Genomic DNA, 20,488 nt, shown 5'->3' with positions numbered 1-20,488 from the left:
ACCCACTATGTTTGCAGAATGAAGATCAAGAACGGTCTGTTTTCCCTTATACTGTTTTCCCTGCTTCTTATCGGTTCGATCGCCCCTTCCGGCTGCGCCAATATCGTACCTCCCACCGGCGGCCCCAAGGACACGATCCCGCCGCGCCTGGTCTCCGCCGTCCCGAAGGATTCCGCCAAAAATTTCACCGGAACAAAGATCATCTTCAATTTTGACGAATACATCGATGGCAAGGATATCCGCAACGAATTACTGGTTTCGCCGGTGCCAAAGATCGATCCCATCGTAGATACAAAGCTGCGCACCGTGACGGTGAGGATTAAGGACACTTTGCAGGATAACACCACGTACGCCCTGTTCTTTGGAAAGGGTATCAAAGACGTGAATGAAGGGAATATCCTCCGCAACTTCACGTATGTCTTTTCTACGGGAGCTGCCATCGACAGGGGAGATTTTACAGGGAATGTAGTGGTGGCCAATACGGGCAAGGCGGACAGTACGCTTATTGCGGTGCTTCAGGACAGTCTATACGATTCGGCTGTTGTCAAGAACCGGCCCCGGTATATCGCCAAATGCGACAGCGCAGGCAGGTTTCATTTCCGGTATGTCAAGCCCGGAACATATGCGCTGTACGCTATGAAGGACGAAGGCGGGTCGCATAAATATCTTTCAAAGGCCCAGCTGTTTGCTTTTGCCGACGCCCCCGTCAGCATCGGTATGAGCACGCCGTCCGAGACGCTTTATGCTTATGTGGAGGGCTTCGACACAACGAAGAAGGCCACCACGGCGGGCGGCGGGACCGGGGCAAAACCAGCGCCACCCAAAAGACTCAACAAGGAGAGCGACAGGCGGCTTCAGGTAAACATCAATGCGAGCGGCAACGTATTCGACGTGCTCGATACCTTCCGGATCACCTTTTCTTCGGGGCTGAAAGTATTCGATTCCACCCAGGTAAGGTTTACGGATGAGAATTTCCACGATATCGATGCCCGGCAATACCGCTATGTCCGTGACAGCACCAACAAGACGTTCGCTCTTTATTATGCCTGGCCTACGGACACCAAATACCATCTTATCTTTCCCAGGACATTCGGTCAGGATTCCATCGGTAGAAAGCTTCTAAAGGACGATACGGTCAGTTTCAAGACAAAGAAGGATATCGACTATGGGGAGATTCGGATCAGAGTGCTGAATCTGGACATGTCACTGCATCCCGTCCTTCTGTTTGTCCAGGGGGATAAGATCAAGTATACTATACCTTTTAATACCCGGCGGGAGGTGAGGCGGATACTGTTCCCCCCGGGCGAGTATGAGCTGCGGATCCTTTATGATACCAATCGCAACATGATCTGGGACCATGGGGTATTCTTTGGCAAGAACAAAAGGCAGCCGGAAAAAGTGACCACTATCCGGAAAAAATTGAATGTCAAGGCCAACTGGGATAATGATCAGGATATAACGTTGTGACGTTGATTCCTTGTACCTTTACAGGATGCAATTTTCTTCGTCCTTACTGGAACAGGCGGTGAATGAATTCGCCAAATTGCCGGGCATCGGGAAAAAGACGGCCCTACGGCTGGTGCTGCATTTACTCAAGGCAGAAAACAGCGCCGTGCAGGGGTTTGGGGAGACGATGATCCGGATGCGCAACGAGATCAAGTTCTGCCAGCGCTGCCACAATGTTGCCGATGCCGACATCTGCTCCATCTGTGCAAATTCGATGCGGAAACACGAGCTGATCTGTGTCGTAGAAAGCCTGCGGGAGGTGATTGCCATCGAAAGCACGCAACAATATAGTGGGGTTTACCATGTACTCGGGGGGATCATCTCCCCGCTGGATGGAATAGGTCCCGATCAGTTGAATATCGAGACGCTTGTCTCGCGGGTGCGTAAAGAGCATACCCAGGAGCTGATCTTTGCCTTAAACCCCAACATCCAGGGGGATACTACCATCTATTATATTCAGAAGAAGCTGCAGGATGCCAATGTCCGTATCACGACCATTGCCCGGGGTATCGCCTTTGGCGGAGAGCTGGAATATGCCGATGAGATGACACTGGCGCGAAGCATCACCAACCGGATGCCGGTGGAGAGTTACCGGACGGGGGGATAGGGCTTCGTCGCGGGGCGGGATAGCCGGGGCACGGCGAGAGAGTCGGGTGGATGACATTGTGAATACAAATATTTTACATAAATTTGCTTTCTACAGGCGGATTTGTTTATTGTTCGGCCTGTTTAAAAACTGAACTAATAAACGGCTGAAATATCCCACCTTTTATGGCTATTTCCTTCGTTTATGGTTCTATCGGAGGAAAAACACATGGAGACTACAACACGCAAAAAGCTGGAGGAAGCGCTGAAAGAACGCATCCTCATCATCGACGGGGCCATGGGCACCATGATCCAACGCCACAAATTAGAAGAGAAAGACTATCGCGGCGAGCGGTTTAAGGACTGGCCTTCCGATGTGAAAGGTAATAACGATCTGTTATGCCTGACCCAACCAGCTATCATCGAAGGCATCCACCGGCAATACCTGGAAGCAGGCGCCGATATCATCGAGACCAATACGTTCAACTCCCAGGCGATAAGCATGGCCGACTACCATATGGAAGAGCTGGCCTACGAGATCAACGTGGCGGCTGCCCGTATCGCCAGGAAGGCGGCGGCGGACTATACGGCAAAAGATCCTGCCAAGCCCCGGTTTGTGGCCGGCGCCATCGGTCCCATGAGCAAGACACTCTCCCTTTCCCCCGATGTCAACAACCCCGGGTTCAGGGCGGTGACCTTTGACGAGGTGGCGGCAGCCTATTACGAGCAGGTAAAAGGACTGGTGGAAGGGGGTGTCGATCTTCTGCTGATCGAGACCATCTTCGACACGCTGAACGCCAAGGCAGCCATCTTCGCTATTAAAAAATATTTCCGCGACACTCATCAGCCCGAACTCCCGATATCCATCAGCGGGACGATCACGGACGCCAGTGGACGTACGCTAAGCGGGCAGACCCTTGAAGCTTTTTATGTTTCCGTCATGCATGCGCGACCGTTGAGTATCGGTCTTAATTGCGCTCTGGGCGCGCAGGAGATGCGGAGCCATGTAGAAGAGCTGAGCCAGATAGCGGCCTGCTTCACCTCGGCCTATCCCAACGCCGGCCTGCCCAACGCAATGGGTGAATATGATGAACAGCCCGAGCAGACGGCACATTTTATCGAGGAATGGGCCGAGAAGGGATTTGTCAATATCGTTGGCGGCTGTTGCGGAACGACACCGGATCATATCCGGCATATTGCGCAGCACGTGGCGACGATTAAACCCCGGCGGTTGCCGGTTGTAGAAAAAGAATTGGTTTAAAAGCATTTAAATAAAAAGATGTCCACCGCTACTATAAAACCCTTTTTACGACTTTCCGGTCTTGAACCTCTTGTCTTACGTCCCCTGACGAACTTCGTCAATATTGGCGAACGCACCAATGTCACCGGCAGTAAGAAGTTTGCCCGACTTGTCAGGGACAACCAGTATGAAGAAGCGCTTAGCGTCGCCCGGCAACAGGTAGAGAACGGAGCCCAGATACTGGACGTAAACATGGACGATGCCCTGCTGGATGGAGAGAAGGCCATGCAGACCTTTCTCAATCTGCTGCAGGCTGAACCGGATATCGCCAAGATCCCGATAATGATCGACTCCTCGAAATTTTCGATCATCGAGGCGGGGCTGAAATGCGTACAGGGGAAATGTATCGTCAACTCCATCTCTTTGAAAGAAGGAGAAGAGAAATTCATCGAACAGGCCATCATCTGCCGGAGCTATGGCGCGGCGGTGATCGTCATGGCCTTTGATGAGAGTGGACAGGCCGACACGCTGCGAAAAAAGGTGGATATCAGCGCGCGGGCTTACAAGATACTGACCGAGCGGGTGGGCTTCGCGCCGGAGGACATTATTTTCGATCCGAACATCTTTGCTATTGCCACGGGCATCGAAGAACATAACAATTATGCGGTCGATTTCATCGAAGCAATTAAGGAAATAAAGCAAAAGATGCCGTTAACGCGGATTAGCGGCGGCGTCAGCAACATCTCTTTCTCCTTCCGTGGCAACGAGCCTGTGAGGGAAGCGATGCACAGCGTATTCCTGTACTACGCCATCAAGGCGGGCATGGACATGGGTATCGTCAATGCCGGACAGCTGGTGGTCTATGACGAGATTGAACCGCAGCTGCGTCAGCTGTGCGAGGATGTTATTCTCAACCGCCATCCGGATGCTACCGACAAGCTGCTGGCTTTTGCCGAGACCGTAAAGGCGAAAGGGAAGGAAGAGGTGAAAGACGAGGCCTGGCGCCGGGGTACGGTAGAAGAGCGGCTGAAACATGCGCTCGTCAACGGCATCACCGACTATATCGATGCCGACACGGAAGAAGCCCGGCAGAAATACCCGAAGCCGCTGGATGTGATAGAAGGTCCGTTGATGGCCGGCATGGACGTCGTTGGAGACTTATTCGGCAGCGGGAAGATGTTCCTGCCGCAGGTGGTGAAGAGCGCCCGGGTCATGAAGAAATCGGTGGCCGTGCTCACCCCCTATATCGAACTGGAAAAGGAAGAACGGAAGAAGGCGGGCGATACGAATGGATCGGAGCCCGCGGGCGCCGCCAAGATACTTCTTGCTACCGTCAAAGGGGATGTCCATGATATCGGCAAGAACATCGTCGGTGTTGTGTTGGGTTGTAATGGCTATGACGTCATCGATCTTGGAGTGATGGTGCCGGCGGATAAGATATTGGAGACGGCTAAAAAAGAAAAAGTGGACGTTATCGGACTTAGCGGTCTGATCACTCCATCCCTCGATGAAATGGTGCATGTGGCCCGGGAGATGAAGCGGCAGGAGTTCGGGATCCCCCTGCTTATCGGCGGGGCGACGACCTCACGGATGCATACCGCAGTAAAGATCGCCCCGGAATTCGACCGGGGGGTAGTACATGTACTGGATGCTTCCCGCAGTGTCACGGTGGTCGGCTCGCTGCTCAACGCCGAACAGAAACCGGAGTTTCTGCAAACGATCTCTTCCGAATACAAGAAGCTGAAAGAGGACTTTAGCAACAAGAGAAGTGTCAAGCAATACCTGTCCTTTGGCCAGGCGCAGGAGAACAAGGTCGCCATCGACTGGAACGCTTTCCAGCCGGTGACCCCCAAGTTTATCGGAACCAAGGTTTTCGACGGTTATGACCTTGCCGAGATAGTGGAGTATATCGATTGGGGTCCCTTCTTCATCGCCTGGGAACTGCATGGGAAGTTCCCGCAGATACTCACCGACGCGACCGTTGGCGCAGAGGCTACCAGGCTTTATAACGATGCGCAACAGCTGCTGGGGCAAATTGTTCGCGAGAAATGGCTGAAGCCACGAGCCGTCATCGGGTTCTGGCCGGCCAATTCGAACGGGAAGGATACGATAGTGGTGCAGACGGGGGCCGCAGCGGATGGCGGTGGGGCGTCGACCGAGGGAGCAGGCTTGCCGGCGGATGGCGTGGTGCATCTCGAAAGCCTGCGGCAGCAGATCAAAAAGGCCCCGGGTCAGCCGAATATCTCCCTAGCCGACTTTATCGCTCCGGCCACGACCGGCAAGACAGATCATATCGGCGCCTTTGTCGTCAGCATCGAAGGCATCGAGCCGCATATCCAGCGCTTTCAGGCTGCATTCGACGACTATAACAAGATCACGCTGCAGGCGCTGGCGGACAGGCTTGCGGAAGCGTTTACCGAGCTGCTGCATGAAAAGGTGCGGAAAGAATACTGGGGTTATGCGTGCGAAGAGCATCTCAGCAACGATGAGCTCATCCAGGAAAAATACCTCGGTATCCGGCCCGCACCGGGTTATCCTGCCTGTCCCGATCATACGGAGAAAAGAAAGCTGTTCGCCATGCTGGATGCTACCAAACAGACCGGCACAGTGCTGACGGAATCCCTGGCGATGTATCCTGCTTCTTCGGTGAGCGGCTGGTATTTTGCGCATCCCGAAAGCAAATACTTTGGGGTGGGAAAGATTGAAAAAGACCAGGTTGTGGATTATGCGGCCCGCAAAGGGATGCCGCTTGCAGAAGTGGAAAGATGGCTGCGGCCGTCGTTAGAATATGACATATAACTAATGTATATATGACAGCTGTTGTAACGGGTTGTTAAGATCGAAGCGGATGGCAAATATTCCCTAAATTTGCACCGGCTTTAAACAAAATCTTAGTACAAAGAAACAACAGCAAGTTTATGATGTCGAATGGCAGGCGTTGTCACGCTACTACCCTACTTCTGCTTACACTAATCCTTCCTTTTTTCACTTTCGCACAGCAACAACCGGAAAAGAAAAAGAAGAAATTCATCAAGGAAGTTTACTTTTCCTGGGGATACAATAAAGAGTGGTATACCCATAGCACTATACACGTGTCACAGCCGGGGCTGGGAAATAATTATGACTTTGTTCATGTCAGGGCGCATGACCATCCGGGCTGGGATGAAGGCCTGTTCAGCAAGGCACTATCCATTCCCCAGTATAATTATCGGCTGGGCTTCCTTCTTGACGAAGAACGGGGATGGGGTTTTGAGATCAACTTCGACCATACCAAGTATATTTTCGCCGATCAGAATGTACGCATCAAGGGCATTTTGTATAATCACCCGGTGGATTCGACCATTGCTTTCAACCAGGCCAACGGCTTCTATTACTACCTCAACAACGGGGCAAACTTCCTTCTTTTCAATGTGACAAAAAGATGGCATTTGCTGCACACCTACAACGAGAAGGTGAAGGTCGATCTGTTGGGGAAATTCGGGGTAGGTCCCGTTATCCCGCACACGCAGAATAGCCTGTTCGGCCAGAAAAATCATGAGGGCTTTCAATTGGGCGGCTGGAACACGGGTACGGAAGCTTCCTTACGCGCCACTTTCTTCCGCTATGTCTACCTGGAATACTCCAATAAGCTCGACTATGCCCGCTATTCCGGGTTGAATCTCTATGAAGGAAAGGCGCACCAGGCTTTTGGAACATATGAGATGATCCTGAGTCTTGGTATTGTCATCCCGACTACTTCGAAGAAATAATAGGCTACGCCCGAGCTTCCCCCAGCGGCTTTTGCGGCCGCTTCTCGAATAGCCACCATTTCCGCTTGCGAACTTTGTGGGCGTAATTCTTTTTTATAAAGGTGTCGATATGCTGGATGGCCTCCGCTATGCTGTCGGTGAGCAGGACGAGGGAGAGGTCTTCTTTTGAAATGGTCCCTTCCCGGGCCATGGATTCCATGTAATCAAAAAGCGGTTGATAATATTCTTTTCCGAAGAGCACCAGCGGGAAGCGGACAAGGATCTTTGTCTGTACGAGGGTAAGTGTTTCGAAGAATTCATCCATCGTCCCGAAGCCGCCGGGCATGATCACGAAGGCATAGGAGTATTTCACCAGCATCACCTTCCGGACGAAGAAGTGTTCAAAAGTGATCGAAGTCTGTACATAGGGATTGGGCTTTTGTTCGAAGGGCAGCTTGATATTACAGCCGACGGACATCCCACCTTGTTCGAAGGCGCCGCGGTTGGCGGCCTCCATTGTCCCGGGTCCGCCACCGGTCATCGTCGTCATACCCATGGCGGCTATCTGGCGGCCCATCTCCCGGGCCGACTGGTAATGCGGGTGATCTTCTTTAAACCGGGCCGAGCCAAAAACGGTGATACAGGGGCCTACGAAATGAAGGGTGCGAAATCCTTTGATAAACTCCCAGAAGACTTTCCAGGCAAAGCTGAATTCGTATGTCCGACTTTTAGGGCCATCGAGAAATTGTACGTCTTTTGCGGGTATGATCCTTTTCAATTGTTCCATGCTGATACAGTAAATTGCGCGCGAATAGGGCTGCCAAACAAATTAGCCCTATTCGCGCACAATGGCTAATGTCTGACCTTCGGTCGAGCCGCTTCCAGCGGCTCCCGGGCGACACTAAAATAACGCAAACATTTCATGTCTTCATTACGTATCGTCAGCTATAATGTTAACGGCATCCGGGCAGCCATGAACAAGGGATTGATCGATTGGCTGAAGACCGATCCCGCCGATATCATCTGCGTACAGGAGACTAAGGCCCATCGGGATAATGTTGCGTATGGCGCATTCACTGATCTAGGTTTTTATGACTATTGGTTCCCGGCCCAAAAGAAAGGCTATAGCGGGGTTGCCGTTTTTACAAAGGTGAAGCCCGACAATGTCATCTATGGTACGGGGCATGCCGTCAGTGATGAGGAAGGCCGGGTGATACAACTGGACCTCGGCGATCTGCGGCTGATAAATGCCTATTTTCCGTCGGGGACGAGTGGGGAAGAGAGACAGGGATATAAATATCAATGGCTGGACGAGCTATATGATTATCTCGGGGAATTGAAGAAGGAATATCCGCGATTGGTGCTTTGCGGCGATTATAATATCGCGCACAAGGATATCGATATTCATGATCCGAAGGGTAACAAGAATAACTCCGGCTTTCTGCCGGAAGAAAAGGCCTGGATGGACAAATTCATGGCCAGTGGGTGGGTGGATACGTTCAGGCATTTCTGCTCTGATGCCCACCGCTATACCTGGTGGAGTCAGCGTTTCCCCTCCGTCCGGCTACAGAACAAGGGCTGGCGCCTGGACTACATTTACGTTACGGCGCCATTGCAGCAGCGGCTATTGAGCGCAGATATCTTTTCTACCGTCAATCAAAGCGACCATTGCCCGGTATACCTCGAGTTGGCGGCCGAGGCAGCGACAAAATAGCGAACCGGCGGCAAAATAGCGGACCGGTGGCTTTTGGATACCAATTTTGGCGATTATCTTTATTGGTGAACCCTACTAACTGCCAAACATGGAAGCCGTCATTATACTTCTTCTTTTCATTCTGGTCATTCTTGTTCTGACGATGCGTATTAGCCTGCACGACCGTCTCGGCAGGATAGAGCACGAAATGCAAAAGATAAAGGAAGACCTAAAAGCTACCCCGCCATCCCGTGTGCCAGAGCCCCCGCCTACGCCGGTGTCCACGCCACCACCCCCCGCTGCTCCCCGGGAAACAGAGCCCTACCGGGCCGTGGAACGGCCTCGTCCATGGGCTGCCACGCCGCCACCCGCCCTGGCGAGCGAACCTGCAGCACCCAAGCCGGTGGAGCCGCCGCATTTCCAGCGGATGGATCCGGTGGAGCCGCCAGCCGCAACGCAACGCGCATCAGCATCGACGCCGCCGGTAACACCCCCGCCCCCCGCAAAGCCCGGATTTTTTGAACAGCATCCCGATCTGGAAAAATTTATTGGCGAAAACCTCATCAGTAAGATCGGTATTGCCATCCTCGTCCTGGCCATCGGTTTCTTTGTAAAATACGCTATCGATAATAACTGGATCGGCGCAGTTGGCCGTGTAGGCATCGGGTTGCTATGCGGCGGGATCCTTATCGGCATCGCCCATCGCCTGCGCAATCAATATAAGGCCTTTAGCTCTGTCCTGGTTGGTGGAGGACTTGCCGCCCTTTATTTTACCATCGCCCTCGCTTATCACGAATACCATTTGTTCAACCAGGCCACCACTTTTGTGATCATGCTTGTAGTGACGGCCTTCTCCGTCCTGCTTTCTCTCTTATACGACCGCCAGGAGCTGGCCATCATCGCGCTGGTAGGCGGCTTTGTCACGCCTTTCCTGGTGAGCAACGGGCGAGGTGATTATGTCGTCCTGTTCAGTTATCTGCTTATCCTCAACAGCGGGCTGCTGGTAATCGCCTATTACAAAGTCTGGCGTTGGTTGAACATCCTTTCCTTTGGATTTACGGCCCTGCTGTTTGCCTCCTGGCTGCTCTCGCTGCCTTACGACGCCTCTCCGGCAACCTATAGGGGTGGGTGGGGTTTTGCCACGGCTTTCTACTTGCTCTTCTTTATCATCAACATCGCTTATACGGTGCGCAAGAACAAGCCTTTTGTTGCGTCGGATTTCGGCATTCTGCTGGCGAATACCTGCCTCTATTTCGCGGCAGGGCTCTACCTGATCGCGCAGCTCGGGCTCGACCGGTATAAGGGGTTGTATTGTGCGGTGATGGGGATATTCCACCTCGGGGCTACCTGGTTCCTGTTCAGGCGTAGCACGGTGGATAAGAATATCCTCTATCTTTTGGTGGGTCTTACCCTGTCGTTTGTTTCCCTGACGGCGCCCATTCAGTTACATGGGCATTATATCACGCTTTTCTGGGCTTCGGAAACGGTGTTGTTGTATTGGCTGTATAAGCGGAGCGGGATCAGGCTGATCAAAGTGGCCGCTTATCTCATTTGGGGTGCGATGCTGGTGAGCCTGACGATGGATTGGGGGAATATCTATGGACAGGGTGTACAAGTGGTATTTAGCGGCCTGCAATCGTCCTGGCGGACCGTGGGCTTGCCTATCGTATTCAACAAGGGTCTTATGACTGGCCTATATGCCGCCCTCAGCTGCTGGGCGCTATTCTACCTGAGTCAGGGAACTCCCCTGGCAAAGACGGCCTTGCTGATAGCCGGCGGGATCCTTTTTATCGCCGGTATGCTGGAGATCTTCCACCAGTTCTGGTTCTATTATCCCGCTTTGGACCTGTGGCGGTTGTATGTACTCCTCTATACCTACCTGTTCATCTATGTTTTCGCCTGGGGTAGCGGCCGGTTGAAGAAGACCAATTTTAGGCGGATAACTGCCGGGCTGCTGGCGTTGAGCATCCTGGTTTACCTGGGCTCGCTTTTTTCCGTGTTCAATATCCAGCAATACATGTTGGAGACGGGCCTGCAGCGGGGGCATTTTGCTGCCCATTGGGGCGGTGACCTGGTGTTCGCATTGATCCTGGCGCGGCTTGTCGCCAGGGGACAGACAGAGTCATTCGCGGTAGAACCGGTACTGTTCACCTGGCTCATCTGTACCGTGACTGTTATCTTTCTCAGTGCCGAAGGTCAGCTGCTTATCAATACCTTGTTCTTTACGCGTGAGAATGGGCTCGACAACCTGCAACGGGTGTATGACAAGACGGGGCTGCCGATTCTCTGGGGGTTGTGCTCTTTCGCCTTTATGTGGCTGGGTATGCGGCATAAATTCAAACCCCTGCGCATCGTTTCGCTGGTGTTGTTCACCCTTACGCTGCTGAAGCTGTTCCTCTTTGACATCCGGGACATCCCCATTGCGGGTAAGATCGCCGCCTTCTTCTGCCTGGGTGTGTTGCTTCTCGTCGTGTCTTTTATGTATCAGCGACTGAAAAAAATCATTATCGAGGATGAAGAAAAGAAGCCGATATAAATGGCCGCTGGCTGTTTGCATGATCTTTGTCTTTAGCGGAGCCGGCGCCCAGGGGATATTTACCTGCCGGGCGGCATTGGACACCATAAGAAAAGACGGGTTTTACCGGATAGTACTGACGCCGCAGGTGGTGGCCAAATCCAGGGTAGATCTTGCCGATGTGCGAATCCAAAGTCTCACCGACAAACGGTTCGTCTCCTATGAATTAATAGACCGGTGGACGACGCCTGATTCGCAAGAGCAGTGGCTGGAGCTACCCCGCGCGGAAATAACACAAAAGGACAGTAGCAACAAACATTCCTATATCACGCTTCAGTATGCCGAAGCCTACGAGGTCGACCGCCTTGCCTTTCTCATCCAAAGCCCGGTATTTTATAAGCGGGAGGCGCACGTGGCTTTAGAAGGGGGGACGCCCGGCGAATGGGCGCCGTTTGTCGATATTACCCTGGCGCCAGGGAAGAAGACCTTTGACATACCGGTCGTCAAACGCCGGCGGCTGCGAATTGATATTGCCAATGCGGACAATTCCCCGCTGGTGATACGGGAGATCACCGGCTTCCAGGCGGCCCACTACCTGGTCGCTTATCTGCAAGCCGGGCTTGCATATCAACTGCTGACCGGCAATGCTGAGGCTGTCACCCCTAACTATGACCTTAAATCTTTTACCGACAGTCTGACCGCGGCGCCGCCAATGATCCTGCCCGGACGTGTTGAGAAAACGGCTGTTGCGGCCAGCCAACCGATTGCACCGGCCGCCAAGGCTGGCGATCAACCATCCGGCAACCGCCAAGGTCTTCTGCTCTGGGGGATTTTATTTGCTATATTGATCTTATTGGTTTACTTCAGTGTTCGAATGGTAAAGGCAATTACACAAAAAGAACGGCATGATCGTGTATAATATCACCTGCAAGGTGCGGTGGGAGATAATGGAGGGCTGGCTTACCTGGCAGTTAGAAGAGCAGATCCCCGCTACACTGAAGACAGGATTATTCGACAATTACCAACTCTATCGTTTGCTTGAGCAAGATGAAGAAGAGGGTCCCACCTTTGTGATCCAGTTTTTTACCAGTGATGTGGAACGCTATCAACAGTTCGTCATCGGGTTCGCACCGGCGTTGCAAAAAGCGGGATGGGAGAAATGGGGCGATGGCTTTATTGCTTTTCGAACCTTGATGGAGCTCTTGTAACGACGGTCTTTCCATTTATTGCGGCAGCTGCCGCGGCTGTGCACTAATTGTGGAAAAGCCACAGAACCCGCTACCACACCGCATTTCAGCTTCAAATGAAAATGAGACATCGGAATTATACTAACGGTAATTTCCGCTAAATCCTTGTCAGGCGCGGTTTGGCGAGGGTTGCACACACTGGAGAAATTGTAAAAAAATTTTGTTGGATTCAAAAAGCGGGTATATTTGTTGCTGCTAATTAAACAAAATATTACACTATGAACAAAGCTGAATTAATCGCAAAGATTGCCGATGACGCTGGCATTACAAAAACTCAGGCTAACGCTTCCCTGGATTCTTTTGTTGAAGCAGTTACCAAGACGCTGAAAGGTAACGGCAAGGTTACCCTGGTTGGTTTCGGTACTTTTTCTGTTTCTAAGAGAGCTGCCCGTAACGGTCGCAACCCCCAGACTGGCGCTGTAATCAAGATCAAGGCGAAGAAAGTAGCTAAGTTCAAAGCAGGGAAAGAACTGTCTGCAAAATTATAATGCTACCCCGGCCCGATCTGTTCGATCTTTTGGGCACAGCAAAGCTCCGCTACCCTTGGTACCGGAGCTTTTATTACTTTTGTACCGATAAAATTTATTCCGAGGCCGCGGGTGTGCGGTCGCAAAAATCATACGAAGCCGCGGGTGAGCGGCTCTAAAAAATTATAACGATGGGAAGAGGAGATAAAAAAACTAAAAAAGGAAAGATATTCAAAGGCTCGTTTGGCAAGAGCCGTCCGGCCAAACCTGCGAAGAAATCAGCACCTCCCGCCAAAGGAAAATAAAGATCATTTGGAATGCGGAGGGTGCTTTCTCCGCATTCTTGTTTATTATGGGGCCAGTCTTTCGATCGTCCAGCTCCCGGTATTTTGCAGGCTATACAAAAACCTGTCGTGGAGCCTGCTTGGCCTTCCCTGCCAGAATTCCATTCTCACCGGCTTTACCACATAGCCGCCCCAGTGTTCGGGCCTCGGTATCGTTTTGCCTGTGAATTCCTGCCTGATCTTTTCCTCATTCGCTTCCAGCCATTCCCGGCTTTCGATGGGTTCGCTTTGCGGCGAAGCCCAGGCGCCTATGCGGCTGCCTTCCGGCCGGCTGTTAAAATAGTCGTCGCTCATCTTGTCGGGCGTCAGCGACACCAGCCCACTGATGCGGATCTGTCTTTCCAGCTCTTTCCAGAAAAAGACAAGGGTCGCCCTTGGGTTCTCCAGCAGCTGCTGGCCTTTTGCACTATTGTAATTGGTATAAAAGGCAAAACCTTTCTCGCTGACACCTTTTAACAGGACGATGCGGGCATCGGGCATTCCGTCGGCGGATGCGGTAGCGAGGGTCATCGCATTGACCTCATCGATACCAGCGTTGATGGCTTCCTGCCACCACTTGTTAAACTGTGCGAAAGGGTCTTGCAGAACGTCTTTTTCCGAGAGGGTTTGCAGCTTGTATTCTTTACGAATGTCGGCAATTGTTGTTGACACGGATGCAACTGGTTTTTGAACCACGAATTTACGCGAATTGCTGCAAACGACAGGTAACAGGGATCATTCCATCCGCTGAGGGATATCATTGATGGGGCCGCCGCCGGTGATCTTTGCCAGGAGGTTCTCCATATCGGTGACCCTGCGGAGCTGGCTTTCTATCTTCTTGTTGTGTTCGGAGATCTCCTGCAGATCGTGGTTCAATTCTTCCAGGAAGGCCGAGCGCTTCTGGTATTGCAGGCGCTGGAAGTTTGCATCTTTCAGTTTCTCCTCGGTATCGCCGAGAATGCGGGTGAGCCGCTGGTTCTCTTCGCGGATGGAGATGTATTTCAGTTTCATCTCGTCGTGTTCCTTGCCGAGTTTGAAATACGCTTCTTTCAGCCCGTCGTAGTCGGTGCCGCGGTTATATGGCTGGGTGAGATAGGCCTGGAGCTTTTGTAATTTATCCTGAAGAGTGTTATATTCTTCGTACACCTTATTCAGGCGTTCGGTCATCTCATCGGAAAGTTTTTGCTGATGGCGCAGGTTGCTGATCTCCGTCTCTTTTTCGACGAGCAGCTGGCTGTTATTATGAAGCTGTTCGCCGAGCCCTTCGTTCAGTCGCAGCAATTCCTGGTTGCGCCGCTCGGATTCTTCCAGCAGGCGGGTCTGTTCGAGCAGGCGGTAGATGTTGTTATTATGTTCGATTAGTTTCTCCTGGGTCGCTTTGAGCTGATAGAGGTAGTCGTGCGCATAGTCGGGTTCCACTTCCTCGGGGATAATAACGCCTTCTTCGGCAGGAACACTGGCCGGCGCCAGTTTGAGCTCTACTTCTTCGAGCTGTGCGCGGACGATATCCAGTTCGTGCCTGACATCCTCCAGCTCCTTACGCGTCTCTTCGAGTTCGATAGTGAGTATCTGTTCGGTCTCCTGCGACTGGGAAAGGCGTTCACGCAACTGTTGCTGGGACCTTTCCTGCATGTCCATGTCGTTATAGTACTTCAGCTTCCAGTTATCATTTTCGCTGATGCCGGTGGCCTGATTAGGCTCGGTGATACGAAGACTTTTTTTCGAATTCCAGAAAAAATGGATGGTAAACCCGAGAATGAGAGCGCCTAGTTCGCAGATGATTATTTCGGGCAAGCCCATTGTCAATTGAAGTCCCAATATAATGCTCAAGGTGTTTAAGGTGATCATAATGGTTCGGGTTCGGAAAAATATTTACCAATCAGACTACGTTGTGAAATACATTATTGCTTTCCGGGAATACAACGATAAACAACCAAGACGCTTTTCATGGAATATTGAGGGGAGGAAGCAAGCAGAACTACTATGGCGACAGTAGCCGGTGGTGAATATAAAGGCTGAAATTACTACGGTTTGCCCAGATATACAAATCGACGCGAACCTTTTTTAATACGATAGTTATCAGTCTTTTACGAGTGTGCCAACCTTCTCGCCACGAACGACACGCATCAGATTGCCGGGTTTGTTCATGTCGAATACGATTATTGGCAGCTGGTTTTCCATACAGAGGGTGAAAGCAGTCATGTCCATTACCTTCAGATTCCGGGTGATACACTCCTGGAAGGTGATGGTATCGAATTTTTCGGCTGAAGCATCTTTTTCGGGGTCTGCGGTATAGATGCCATCGACGCGGGTGCCTTTGAGGATCACTTCGGCATTGATCTCGATGGCGCGAAGGGAGCCAGCCGTGTCGGTAGTAAAATAGGGATTTCCGGTGCCGGCGCCGAAGATGACCACGCGTCCCTTTTCCACGTGCCGGATGGCCCGGCGGCGGATATAGGGTTCGGCTATTTGTTCCATTTTGATGGCGCTTTGCAGGCGGGTGTAGACGCCGATCTTTTCCAGGCCGGCCTGCATGGCCATGCCGTTGATAACGGTGGCCAGCATTCCCATGTAGTCGCCATGTGCCCGTTCGATGCCGGTTTCGGCTTCGTTCATCCCGCGGTAGATGTTGCCGCCGCCGATGACGATGGCCACCTGAACGCCTAATTCCACGATGCTTTTGATGTCTTTTGCGTATTGTGCGATGACGCCGGTGTCAAATCCAAAACTCTTATCTCCCATCAGGGCTTCTCCGGATAACTTGAGCAGAATACGCTTGTACTTTGGCACCATGGTCGGATGATTCTTAATTTGTGGACGAAGGTAAAAAAAAGACCGTCTTTCGACGGTCTTTTTTATTTTTTTATCCGAGTTGAACTCTTTTGAACTGGGTCACTTTCGCTGAAGCGTCTATTCCTTTGAGATAATCGCCTACCGTCTTCGAGGCGTCCTTTACGAAGGCCTGGGCGGTGAGGGTATTCTCTTTAAAGAAGGCGTTCAGTTTTCCGTCGGCGATCTTGTCGATCATTGCGTCGGGCTTGCCGGCCATCTTGGGATCGTTTTTGATCTGTTCGGTAACGATAGCCTTTTCACGGGCGACGACGTCGGCGGGGACGGAGTCCGGATCAACGGCCACAGGATTCATGGCAGCGATCTGCATGGCGATGTCTTTACCTGCTTCGAGCACAGCGGGGCTGTTCTTCGACAGTCCGACCAGTACGCCCATGCGATAGGCGCCGTGGATATAGGCGGAAACGCCTTCGGCATCGATACGTTCGAAACGGGTCAGCTGGATCTTCTCACCGATGCGGGCCACCTGGTCGTTGATCTTGTCGGCGATTGTAACACCATCCAGTTGGGCGGCCAGCAGTTCTTCCAGGGTCTTGATATTGCCTTTGACGGCTACGGCTACGATGCTCTGGGCAAAGCTGACGAAATCCGCATTTTTTGCTACGAAATCGGTTTCGCAGGCGAGCGTTACGATGAACCCGGTCTTGTTGTCCGAAGTGGTAGTTGCAATGATGACACCTTCCTTAGCTTCACGGTCGTTGCGCAGGGCAGCTACTTTCTGGCCTTTCTTACGCAGGTAGTCGATGGCCTTTTCAAAATCACCGTCGCTTTCCACCAATGCTTTACGACAATCCATCATTCCGGCGCCAGTCGTCTGGCGCAGTTTGTTGATATCTGCTGCTGTGATAGTTGCAGTTGACATATAGTTATTTTTAAGAGATTGAACAATTAACGGCCACCCCCACCGCCGCCGGGACCACGACGGGGTCCGGAATTCGGAATCCGGCGCTTGGGCTGGGTAGTACCTCTTACCTTTTCGCCACGACCGCGGGCTGCTTCGCTTTCGGCTTCGGCCTGGAGGCGGGCTGCCTTCCTTTCGTTCTCGTCAGAGCCGGATTCTTCTACATCCTCTTCTTTTGCGGCTTGTCTTTCGGCAAGGCCTTCGGCGATGGCTGCGGTGACGTAATTTACGATGATGGCGATAGATTTTGTTGCGTCGTCGTTGGACGGGATGGCAAAGTCTACCTTATTGGGATCACAGTTGGTGTCGACCATGCCGAAGGTAGTGATACCCAGGCGTTTGGCCTCTGCCAGCGCGATGTGCTCATGACCGATGTCGACGATGAAGAGAGCGGCGGGAACGCGGCCCAGCTGGGCGATGCCACCCAATACCTTTTCCTTCTTGTCCTTTTCACGGGAAAGGGTGAGCCTTTCTTTCTTGGTGATGCTGTCGAACGTTCCGTCGTTGAGCATTTTCTCGATGCTCTGCATTTGCTTTACGCTCTTGCGGACGGTATTGAAGTTGGTGAGCATACCACCCAGCCAGCGTTCGGTGACGAAGGGCATGTTGACCTTCCGGGCGCATTCGGTGACGATCTCTTTCGCCTGCTTCTTAGTGCCGACAAACATGACCTTCTTACCGCTTTTTGCGATCTGCTTCAGGGCCGCAGCGGCTTCCTGAAGACTCTCGGTGGTCTTGTTGAGATCGATGATATGGATACCTTTCTTTTCAGCAAAGATGTAAGGCAGCATTTTGGGGTTCCACTTCTTACGCAGGTGACCGAAGTGGACACCGGCTTCGAGGAGTTGTTGTTGTAATGAAGTGTTATTTTCCATTGTATGATTTTATAATAATAGTTGTGATAGAGATTAACGTTTGCTGAACTGGTAGCTCCTTCTGGCTTTCTTGCGGCCGGGTTTCTTTCTTTCAACGGCGCGGGGATCGCGGCGGAGGAGGCCTGCGGCCTTCAGCGCGGGGCGGAACTCGGCGTTTACTTCGAGCAGGGCACGGGCAATACCGAGTTTGGCGGCTTCGGCCTGTCCTTTCATCCCACCACCGGCAGCGTTGATCTTTACATCATACTTATCGAGACCTTCTACCGTTTTCAGGGGAAGCTCGACCTGGTTCTGCAGGTATACCAGTGAAAAATACTGTTTGTAGTCCTTGTCATTGATCGTGATCTTGCCTTCACCCCTGCTGAGGAACACCCGGGTTACAGCCTCTTTACGGCGACCAACTGCATTTTTTTGCTTTTCCATTTATCTGAAAAATTAGAAGGTTAATGTTTTGGGTTGCTGCGCGGTGTGCGGATGCTGAGCACCGGCATACACGAATAATTTCTTATACATCTTACGACCCAGGCGATTCTTGGGGAGCATCCCTTTTACGGCTCTTTCGATAACGGCATCGGGACGGCGTTTGAGGAGGTCTTTGGCGATCTCTTCCTTCTTACCACCAGGATAACCGGAGAAGTTGATGTAGATCTTGTCTTCCAGCTTATTACCCGAGAAAACAACCTTGTCAGCATTGATTACGATGACAAAATCGCCGCAGTCGACGTGGGGAGTGTAATAGGCTTTGTTCTTGCCACGCAGTATAGCGGCAATCTTGGAACACATGCGGCCTACGGTTTGATTAGTACCGTCCACAACGTACCAGTCGCGTTTAACGGTAGCCTCGTTCGCATGTTTGGTGGTGAAATGCAATTTGCTCATTTTCTGATTGTTTTACGTGATGCCGCTGCTATCCCAGCGGCGCTTAATTTGTTTGCCTTTCGGCCGGCGGGTTTTGACCCGCTTTTGAAAGGAGTGCAAAGGTAATTTTAATCTATTCGATGTTCCAAGAAAAAAGGGGTTAATTTTTTATGACGCTTTTGTAATGGGTTGATTTACAATAAAAATTTTGACTGCCTAAAATATTCTTTCGCTCAACGTTAAAAAAGTTCTTGCGAAAGTTGGTAATTTACCAACTTCTTAATAGCTTTGCATTACACCCAAACTTAAGTCCCATGTTCCTTGCTCTCCCTTTAAACTCATTAAATCGCAATTATGCTAATTGTTTATTTGAAGAAATTGAACGACTTCGGGAAAAACCACGCAAACGCCCGGAAAAGCTTGGCCGTTTGGAAACTAGTAGTTGAACAAGCCGATTGGAAAAACAAACAGGATGTTCTCAGGGACTTTCCAAGAGCAAAAATGATCCAGAATAACCGCGCCCGATTTGAGATTGCACATAACACGTTTCGCTTGATTGCCCATATTCACTATGACGACAAAATAGTTGAGATCCGATTCATCGGTACACATACCGATTATGACAGGATCGATCCGGCGACCATATAATATAAAATATAAAAGACAACCATATCATGCAAACCTGGTATTTAATAGAAAATGAAGCCGACTATCAAAAGGCTACAACCCGGTATGAAGAGATACGTGAAACAGTGCAAGGGACGGTCGAGAATAAGGAAAAACAATTACTGGCTTTTCTCATCAACAAATATGAAGAACAATTATGGGAAATGCCGGAAGTAGACCCGGTCGAATTAATCAAGATCCGAATGGAAGAATTTGGTTATAAGGCGGCAGACCTGGCAAAAGAATACGGCGACAAGGGCACAGTGAGCAAGGTACTGAATTATAAACAATCGTTGTCGCTTACAATGATCCGCAAGTTCAGCAAGCTTCTGCGCATTCCCATCGAGGCGCTTACAAAAGAGTACGCATTGCAATAAGCCTTATCTTCATACAAAAGAATCAGCATGTCCTCCACTCCTATCCTTGCGCTTGGGCGCAGTACTTTCGGCGACGCAGCCAATAAAGACAATCTTTTACCTATCGAAGAGGCGCATGCCCTGCTGAATGAATGGGTGCCCAACGAACGGCTGCGGCTGCACATGAAACAGGTGGCGGCCGTGATGAAGGCCTGGGCGCTGGAAAGGGAAGGCGCCGATGAACGCACGGCCCAGAAATGGGAGCTGGCGGGACTGTTGCACGATGCCGACTGGGAGAAACATCCCGACGCACACTGCCGCATCATCATCGAAAAGCTGGAGGAGCTGAATGTTGATCCGGAAGTGATCCATTGCATCGCCTCACATGGCCCGAAATATTTTGGCGTAGAGCCCGAGACCAGGATGGACAAGATGATCTATGTATTCGACGAGCTTTCGGGTTTTATCCACGCCGCTGCCCTCATCCGCCCCACTAGATATGAAGGGATGGATGTAAAAAGCATCCTGAAAAAATTAAAGACTCCCTCGTTTGCAGCACAGGTGAACCGGGACGATATCAACGACGCGCTTAGCCGCATCGACACTCCGCTGGAGGAGATCATCCAATTCATCATCGATCATCAGAGAGATGTTCAGTAGGCGAGGGCGAGAGAAGGG

General features: G+C 51.4%; 22 protein-coding genes. 14 read left to right on the top strand and 8 right to left on the bottom strand.

The features are described 5' to 3' along the window. Window positions 1-18: 18 nt before the first annotated feature. From IEY39_RS20330 to IEY39_RS20315, 5 genes are all read left to right on the top strand, one after another. Window positions 19-1,467, top strand: a complete 1,449-nt coding sequence (locus tag IEY39_RS20330) for an Ig-like domain-containing domain (RefSeq protein ID WP_188935028.1) — start codon at window positions 19-21, stop codon at window positions 1,465-1,467. 25 nt (window positions 1,468-1,492) lie between these two features. After that, window positions 1,493-2,113 (top strand): recombination mediator RecR, encoded by a 621-nt coding sequence (gene recR, locus IEY39_RS20325; RefSeq protein WP_188935026.1) that lies wholly within the window; start codon window positions 1,493-1,495, stop codon window positions 2,111-2,113. A gap of 207 nt (window positions 2,114-2,320) precedes the next feature. Then, on the top strand, window positions 2,321-3,352 hold the full coding sequence (locus IEY39_RS29880; RefSeq protein ID WP_229689005.1) for a homocysteine S-methyltransferase family protein: 1,032 nt from the start codon (window positions 2,321-2,323) through the stop codon (window positions 3,350-3,352). Window positions 3,353-3,370: 18 nt separating this feature from the next. Beyond that, window positions 3,371-6,130: a methionine synthase gene (gene metH / locus IEY39_RS20320; RefSeq protein ID WP_229689004.1), complete on the top strand. Its 2,760-nt coding sequence runs from the start codon at window positions 3,371-3,373 to the stop codon at window positions 6,128-6,130. Between the two features lie 119 nt (window positions 6,131-6,249). Beyond that, window positions 6,250-7,080 (top strand): hypothetical protein, encoded by an 831-nt coding sequence (locus IEY39_RS20315; RefSeq protein ID WP_188935024.1) that lies wholly within the window; start codon window positions 6,250-6,252, stop codon window positions 7,078-7,080. A 4-nt stretch (window positions 7,081-7,084) separates the two neighbouring features. Here the strand turns inward: IEY39_RS20315 and IEY39_RS20310 are convergent, their stop codons facing one another. Continuing rightward, window positions 7,085-7,846 (bottom strand): LOG family protein, encoded by a 762-nt coding sequence (locus IEY39_RS20310; RefSeq protein WP_188935022.1) that lies wholly within the window; start codon window positions 7,844-7,846, stop codon window positions 7,085-7,087. A gap of 135 nt (window positions 7,847-7,981) precedes the next feature. On the opposite strand from IEY39_RS20310, the gene IEY39_RS20305 reads away from it, so the two are divergent. The 6 genes from IEY39_RS20305 (at window position 7,982) to IEY39_RS20280 (ending at window position 13,286) form a co-directional block, all read left to right on the top strand. Beyond that, window positions 7,982-8,773, top strand: a complete 792-nt coding sequence (locus IEY39_RS20305) for an exodeoxyribonuclease III (protein ID WP_188935020.1) — start codon at window positions 7,982-7,984, stop codon at window positions 8,771-8,773. A gap of 88 nt (window positions 8,774-8,861) precedes the next feature. Beyond that, window positions 8,862-11,288 (top strand): DUF2339 domain-containing protein, encoded by a 2,427-nt coding sequence (locus IEY39_RS20300; RefSeq protein WP_188935018.1) that lies wholly within the window; start codon window positions 8,862-8,864, stop codon window positions 11,286-11,288. Further along, on the top strand, window positions 11,266-12,186 hold the full coding sequence (locus IEY39_RS20295) for a hypothetical protein (RefSeq protein ID WP_188935016.1): 921 nt from the start codon (window positions 11,266-11,268) through the stop codon (window positions 12,184-12,186). The genes IEY39_RS20300 and IEY39_RS20295 overlap by 23 nt, the downstream gene beginning before the upstream one ends. Next, window positions 12,173-12,475 carry a DUF4286 family protein gene (locus IEY39_RS20290; RefSeq protein ID WP_188935014.1) on the top strand — a complete coding sequence of 101 codons (303 nt, stop codon included), beginning with the start codon at window positions 12,173-12,175 and terminating at the stop codon, window positions 12,473-12,475. Before IEY39_RS20295 ends, IEY39_RS20290 begins: the two co-directional genes overlap by 14 nt. A 257-nt stretch (window positions 12,476-12,732) precedes the next feature. After that, window positions 12,733-13,002 carry an HU family DNA-binding protein gene (locus IEY39_RS20285; RefSeq protein WP_188935012.1) on the top strand — a complete coding sequence of 90 codons (270 nt, stop codon included), beginning with the start codon at window positions 12,733-12,735 and terminating at the stop codon, window positions 13,000-13,002. Window positions 13,003-13,172: 170 nt separating this feature from the next. Continuing rightward, a complete protein-coding gene (locus IEY39_RS20280; protein WP_188935010.1) occupies window positions 13,173-13,286 on the top strand; it encodes a 30S ribosomal protein THX in 114 nt (37 codons plus the stop codon). Between the two features lie 45 nt (window positions 13,287-13,331). Here IEY39_RS20280 and pdxH read toward each other — a convergent pair whose 3' ends face one another. The 7 genes from pdxH to rplM form a co-directional block, all read right to left on the bottom strand. Beyond that, window positions 13,332-13,976, bottom strand: a complete 645-nt coding sequence (gene pdxH, locus IEY39_RS20275) for a pyridoxamine 5'-phosphate oxidase (protein WP_188935008.1) — start codon at window positions 13,974-13,976, stop codon at window positions 13,332-13,334. A 63-nt stretch (window positions 13,977-14,039) separates the two neighbouring features. Further along, window positions 14,040-15,152: a coiled-coil domain-containing protein gene (locus IEY39_RS20270; RefSeq protein WP_188935006.1), complete on the bottom strand. Its 1,113-nt coding sequence runs from the start codon at window positions 15,150-15,152 to the stop codon at window positions 14,040-14,042. Window positions 15,153-15,383: 231 nt separating this feature from the next. Beyond that, window positions 15,384-16,097 carry a UMP kinase gene (gene pyrH, locus IEY39_RS20265; RefSeq protein ID WP_188935004.1) on the bottom strand — a complete coding sequence of 238 codons (714 nt, stop codon included), beginning with the start codon at window positions 16,095-16,097 and terminating at the stop codon, window positions 15,384-15,386. A 70-nt stretch (window positions 16,098-16,167) separates the two neighbouring features. Beyond that, window positions 16,168-17,016, bottom strand: a complete 849-nt coding sequence (gene tsf, locus IEY39_RS20260; RefSeq protein WP_188935002.1) for a translation elongation factor Ts — start codon at window positions 17,014-17,016, stop codon at window positions 16,168-16,170. A gap of 26 nt (window positions 17,017-17,042) precedes the next feature. Beyond that, window positions 17,043-17,930, bottom strand: coding sequence for a 30S ribosomal protein S2 (rpsB, locus tag IEY39_RS20255; protein ID WP_188935000.1), 888 nt, complete (start codon window positions 17,928-17,930; stop codon window positions 17,043-17,045). Window positions 17,931-17,963: 33 nt separating this feature from the next. Then, on the bottom strand, window positions 17,964-18,353 hold the full coding sequence (rpsI, locus tag IEY39_RS20250; RefSeq protein ID WP_188934998.1) for a 30S ribosomal protein S9: 390 nt from the start codon (window positions 18,351-18,353) through the stop codon (window positions 17,964-17,966). Window positions 18,354-18,365: 12 nt separating this feature from the next. Further along, window positions 18,366-18,809 (bottom strand): 50S ribosomal protein L13, encoded by a 444-nt coding sequence (gene rplM, locus IEY39_RS20245; RefSeq protein ID WP_188934996.1) that lies wholly within the window; start codon window positions 18,807-18,809, stop codon window positions 18,366-18,368. A 348-nt stretch (window positions 18,810-19,157) separates the two neighbouring features. On the opposite strand from rplM, the gene IEY39_RS20240 reads away from it, so the two are divergent. The 3 genes from IEY39_RS20240 to IEY39_RS20230 are packed head-to-tail and all read left to right on the top strand — an operon-like array spanning window position 19,158 to window position 20,470. Then, window positions 19,158-19,436 (top strand): type II toxin-antitoxin system HigB family toxin, encoded by a 279-nt coding sequence (locus IEY39_RS20240; protein WP_229689003.1) that lies wholly within the window; start codon window positions 19,158-19,160, stop codon window positions 19,434-19,436. A 26-nt stretch (window positions 19,437-19,462) separates the two neighbouring features. Beyond that, on the top strand, window positions 19,463-19,831 hold the full coding sequence (locus tag IEY39_RS20235) for a helix-turn-helix domain-containing protein (protein WP_188934991.1): 369 nt from the start codon (window positions 19,463-19,465) through the stop codon (window positions 19,829-19,831). Between the two features lie 27 nt (window positions 19,832-19,858). Beyond that, a complete protein-coding gene (locus IEY39_RS20230) occupies window positions 19,859-20,470 on the top strand; it encodes an HD domain-containing protein (RefSeq protein ID WP_188934989.1) in 612 nt (203 codons plus the stop codon). Window positions 20,471-20,488 lie beyond the last annotated feature (18 nt).

Origin of the sequence: Puia dinghuensis, assembly GCF_014642875.1 — a bacterium.
In the GTDB taxonomy this organism is placed as follows: domain Bacteria; phylum Bacteroidota; class Bacteroidia; order Chitinophagales; family Chitinophagaceae; genus Puia; species Puia dinghuensis.
The sequence above is the reverse complement of the archived record's forward strand: the minus strand, read 5'-3'. Positions and strand labels throughout refer to the sequence as shown.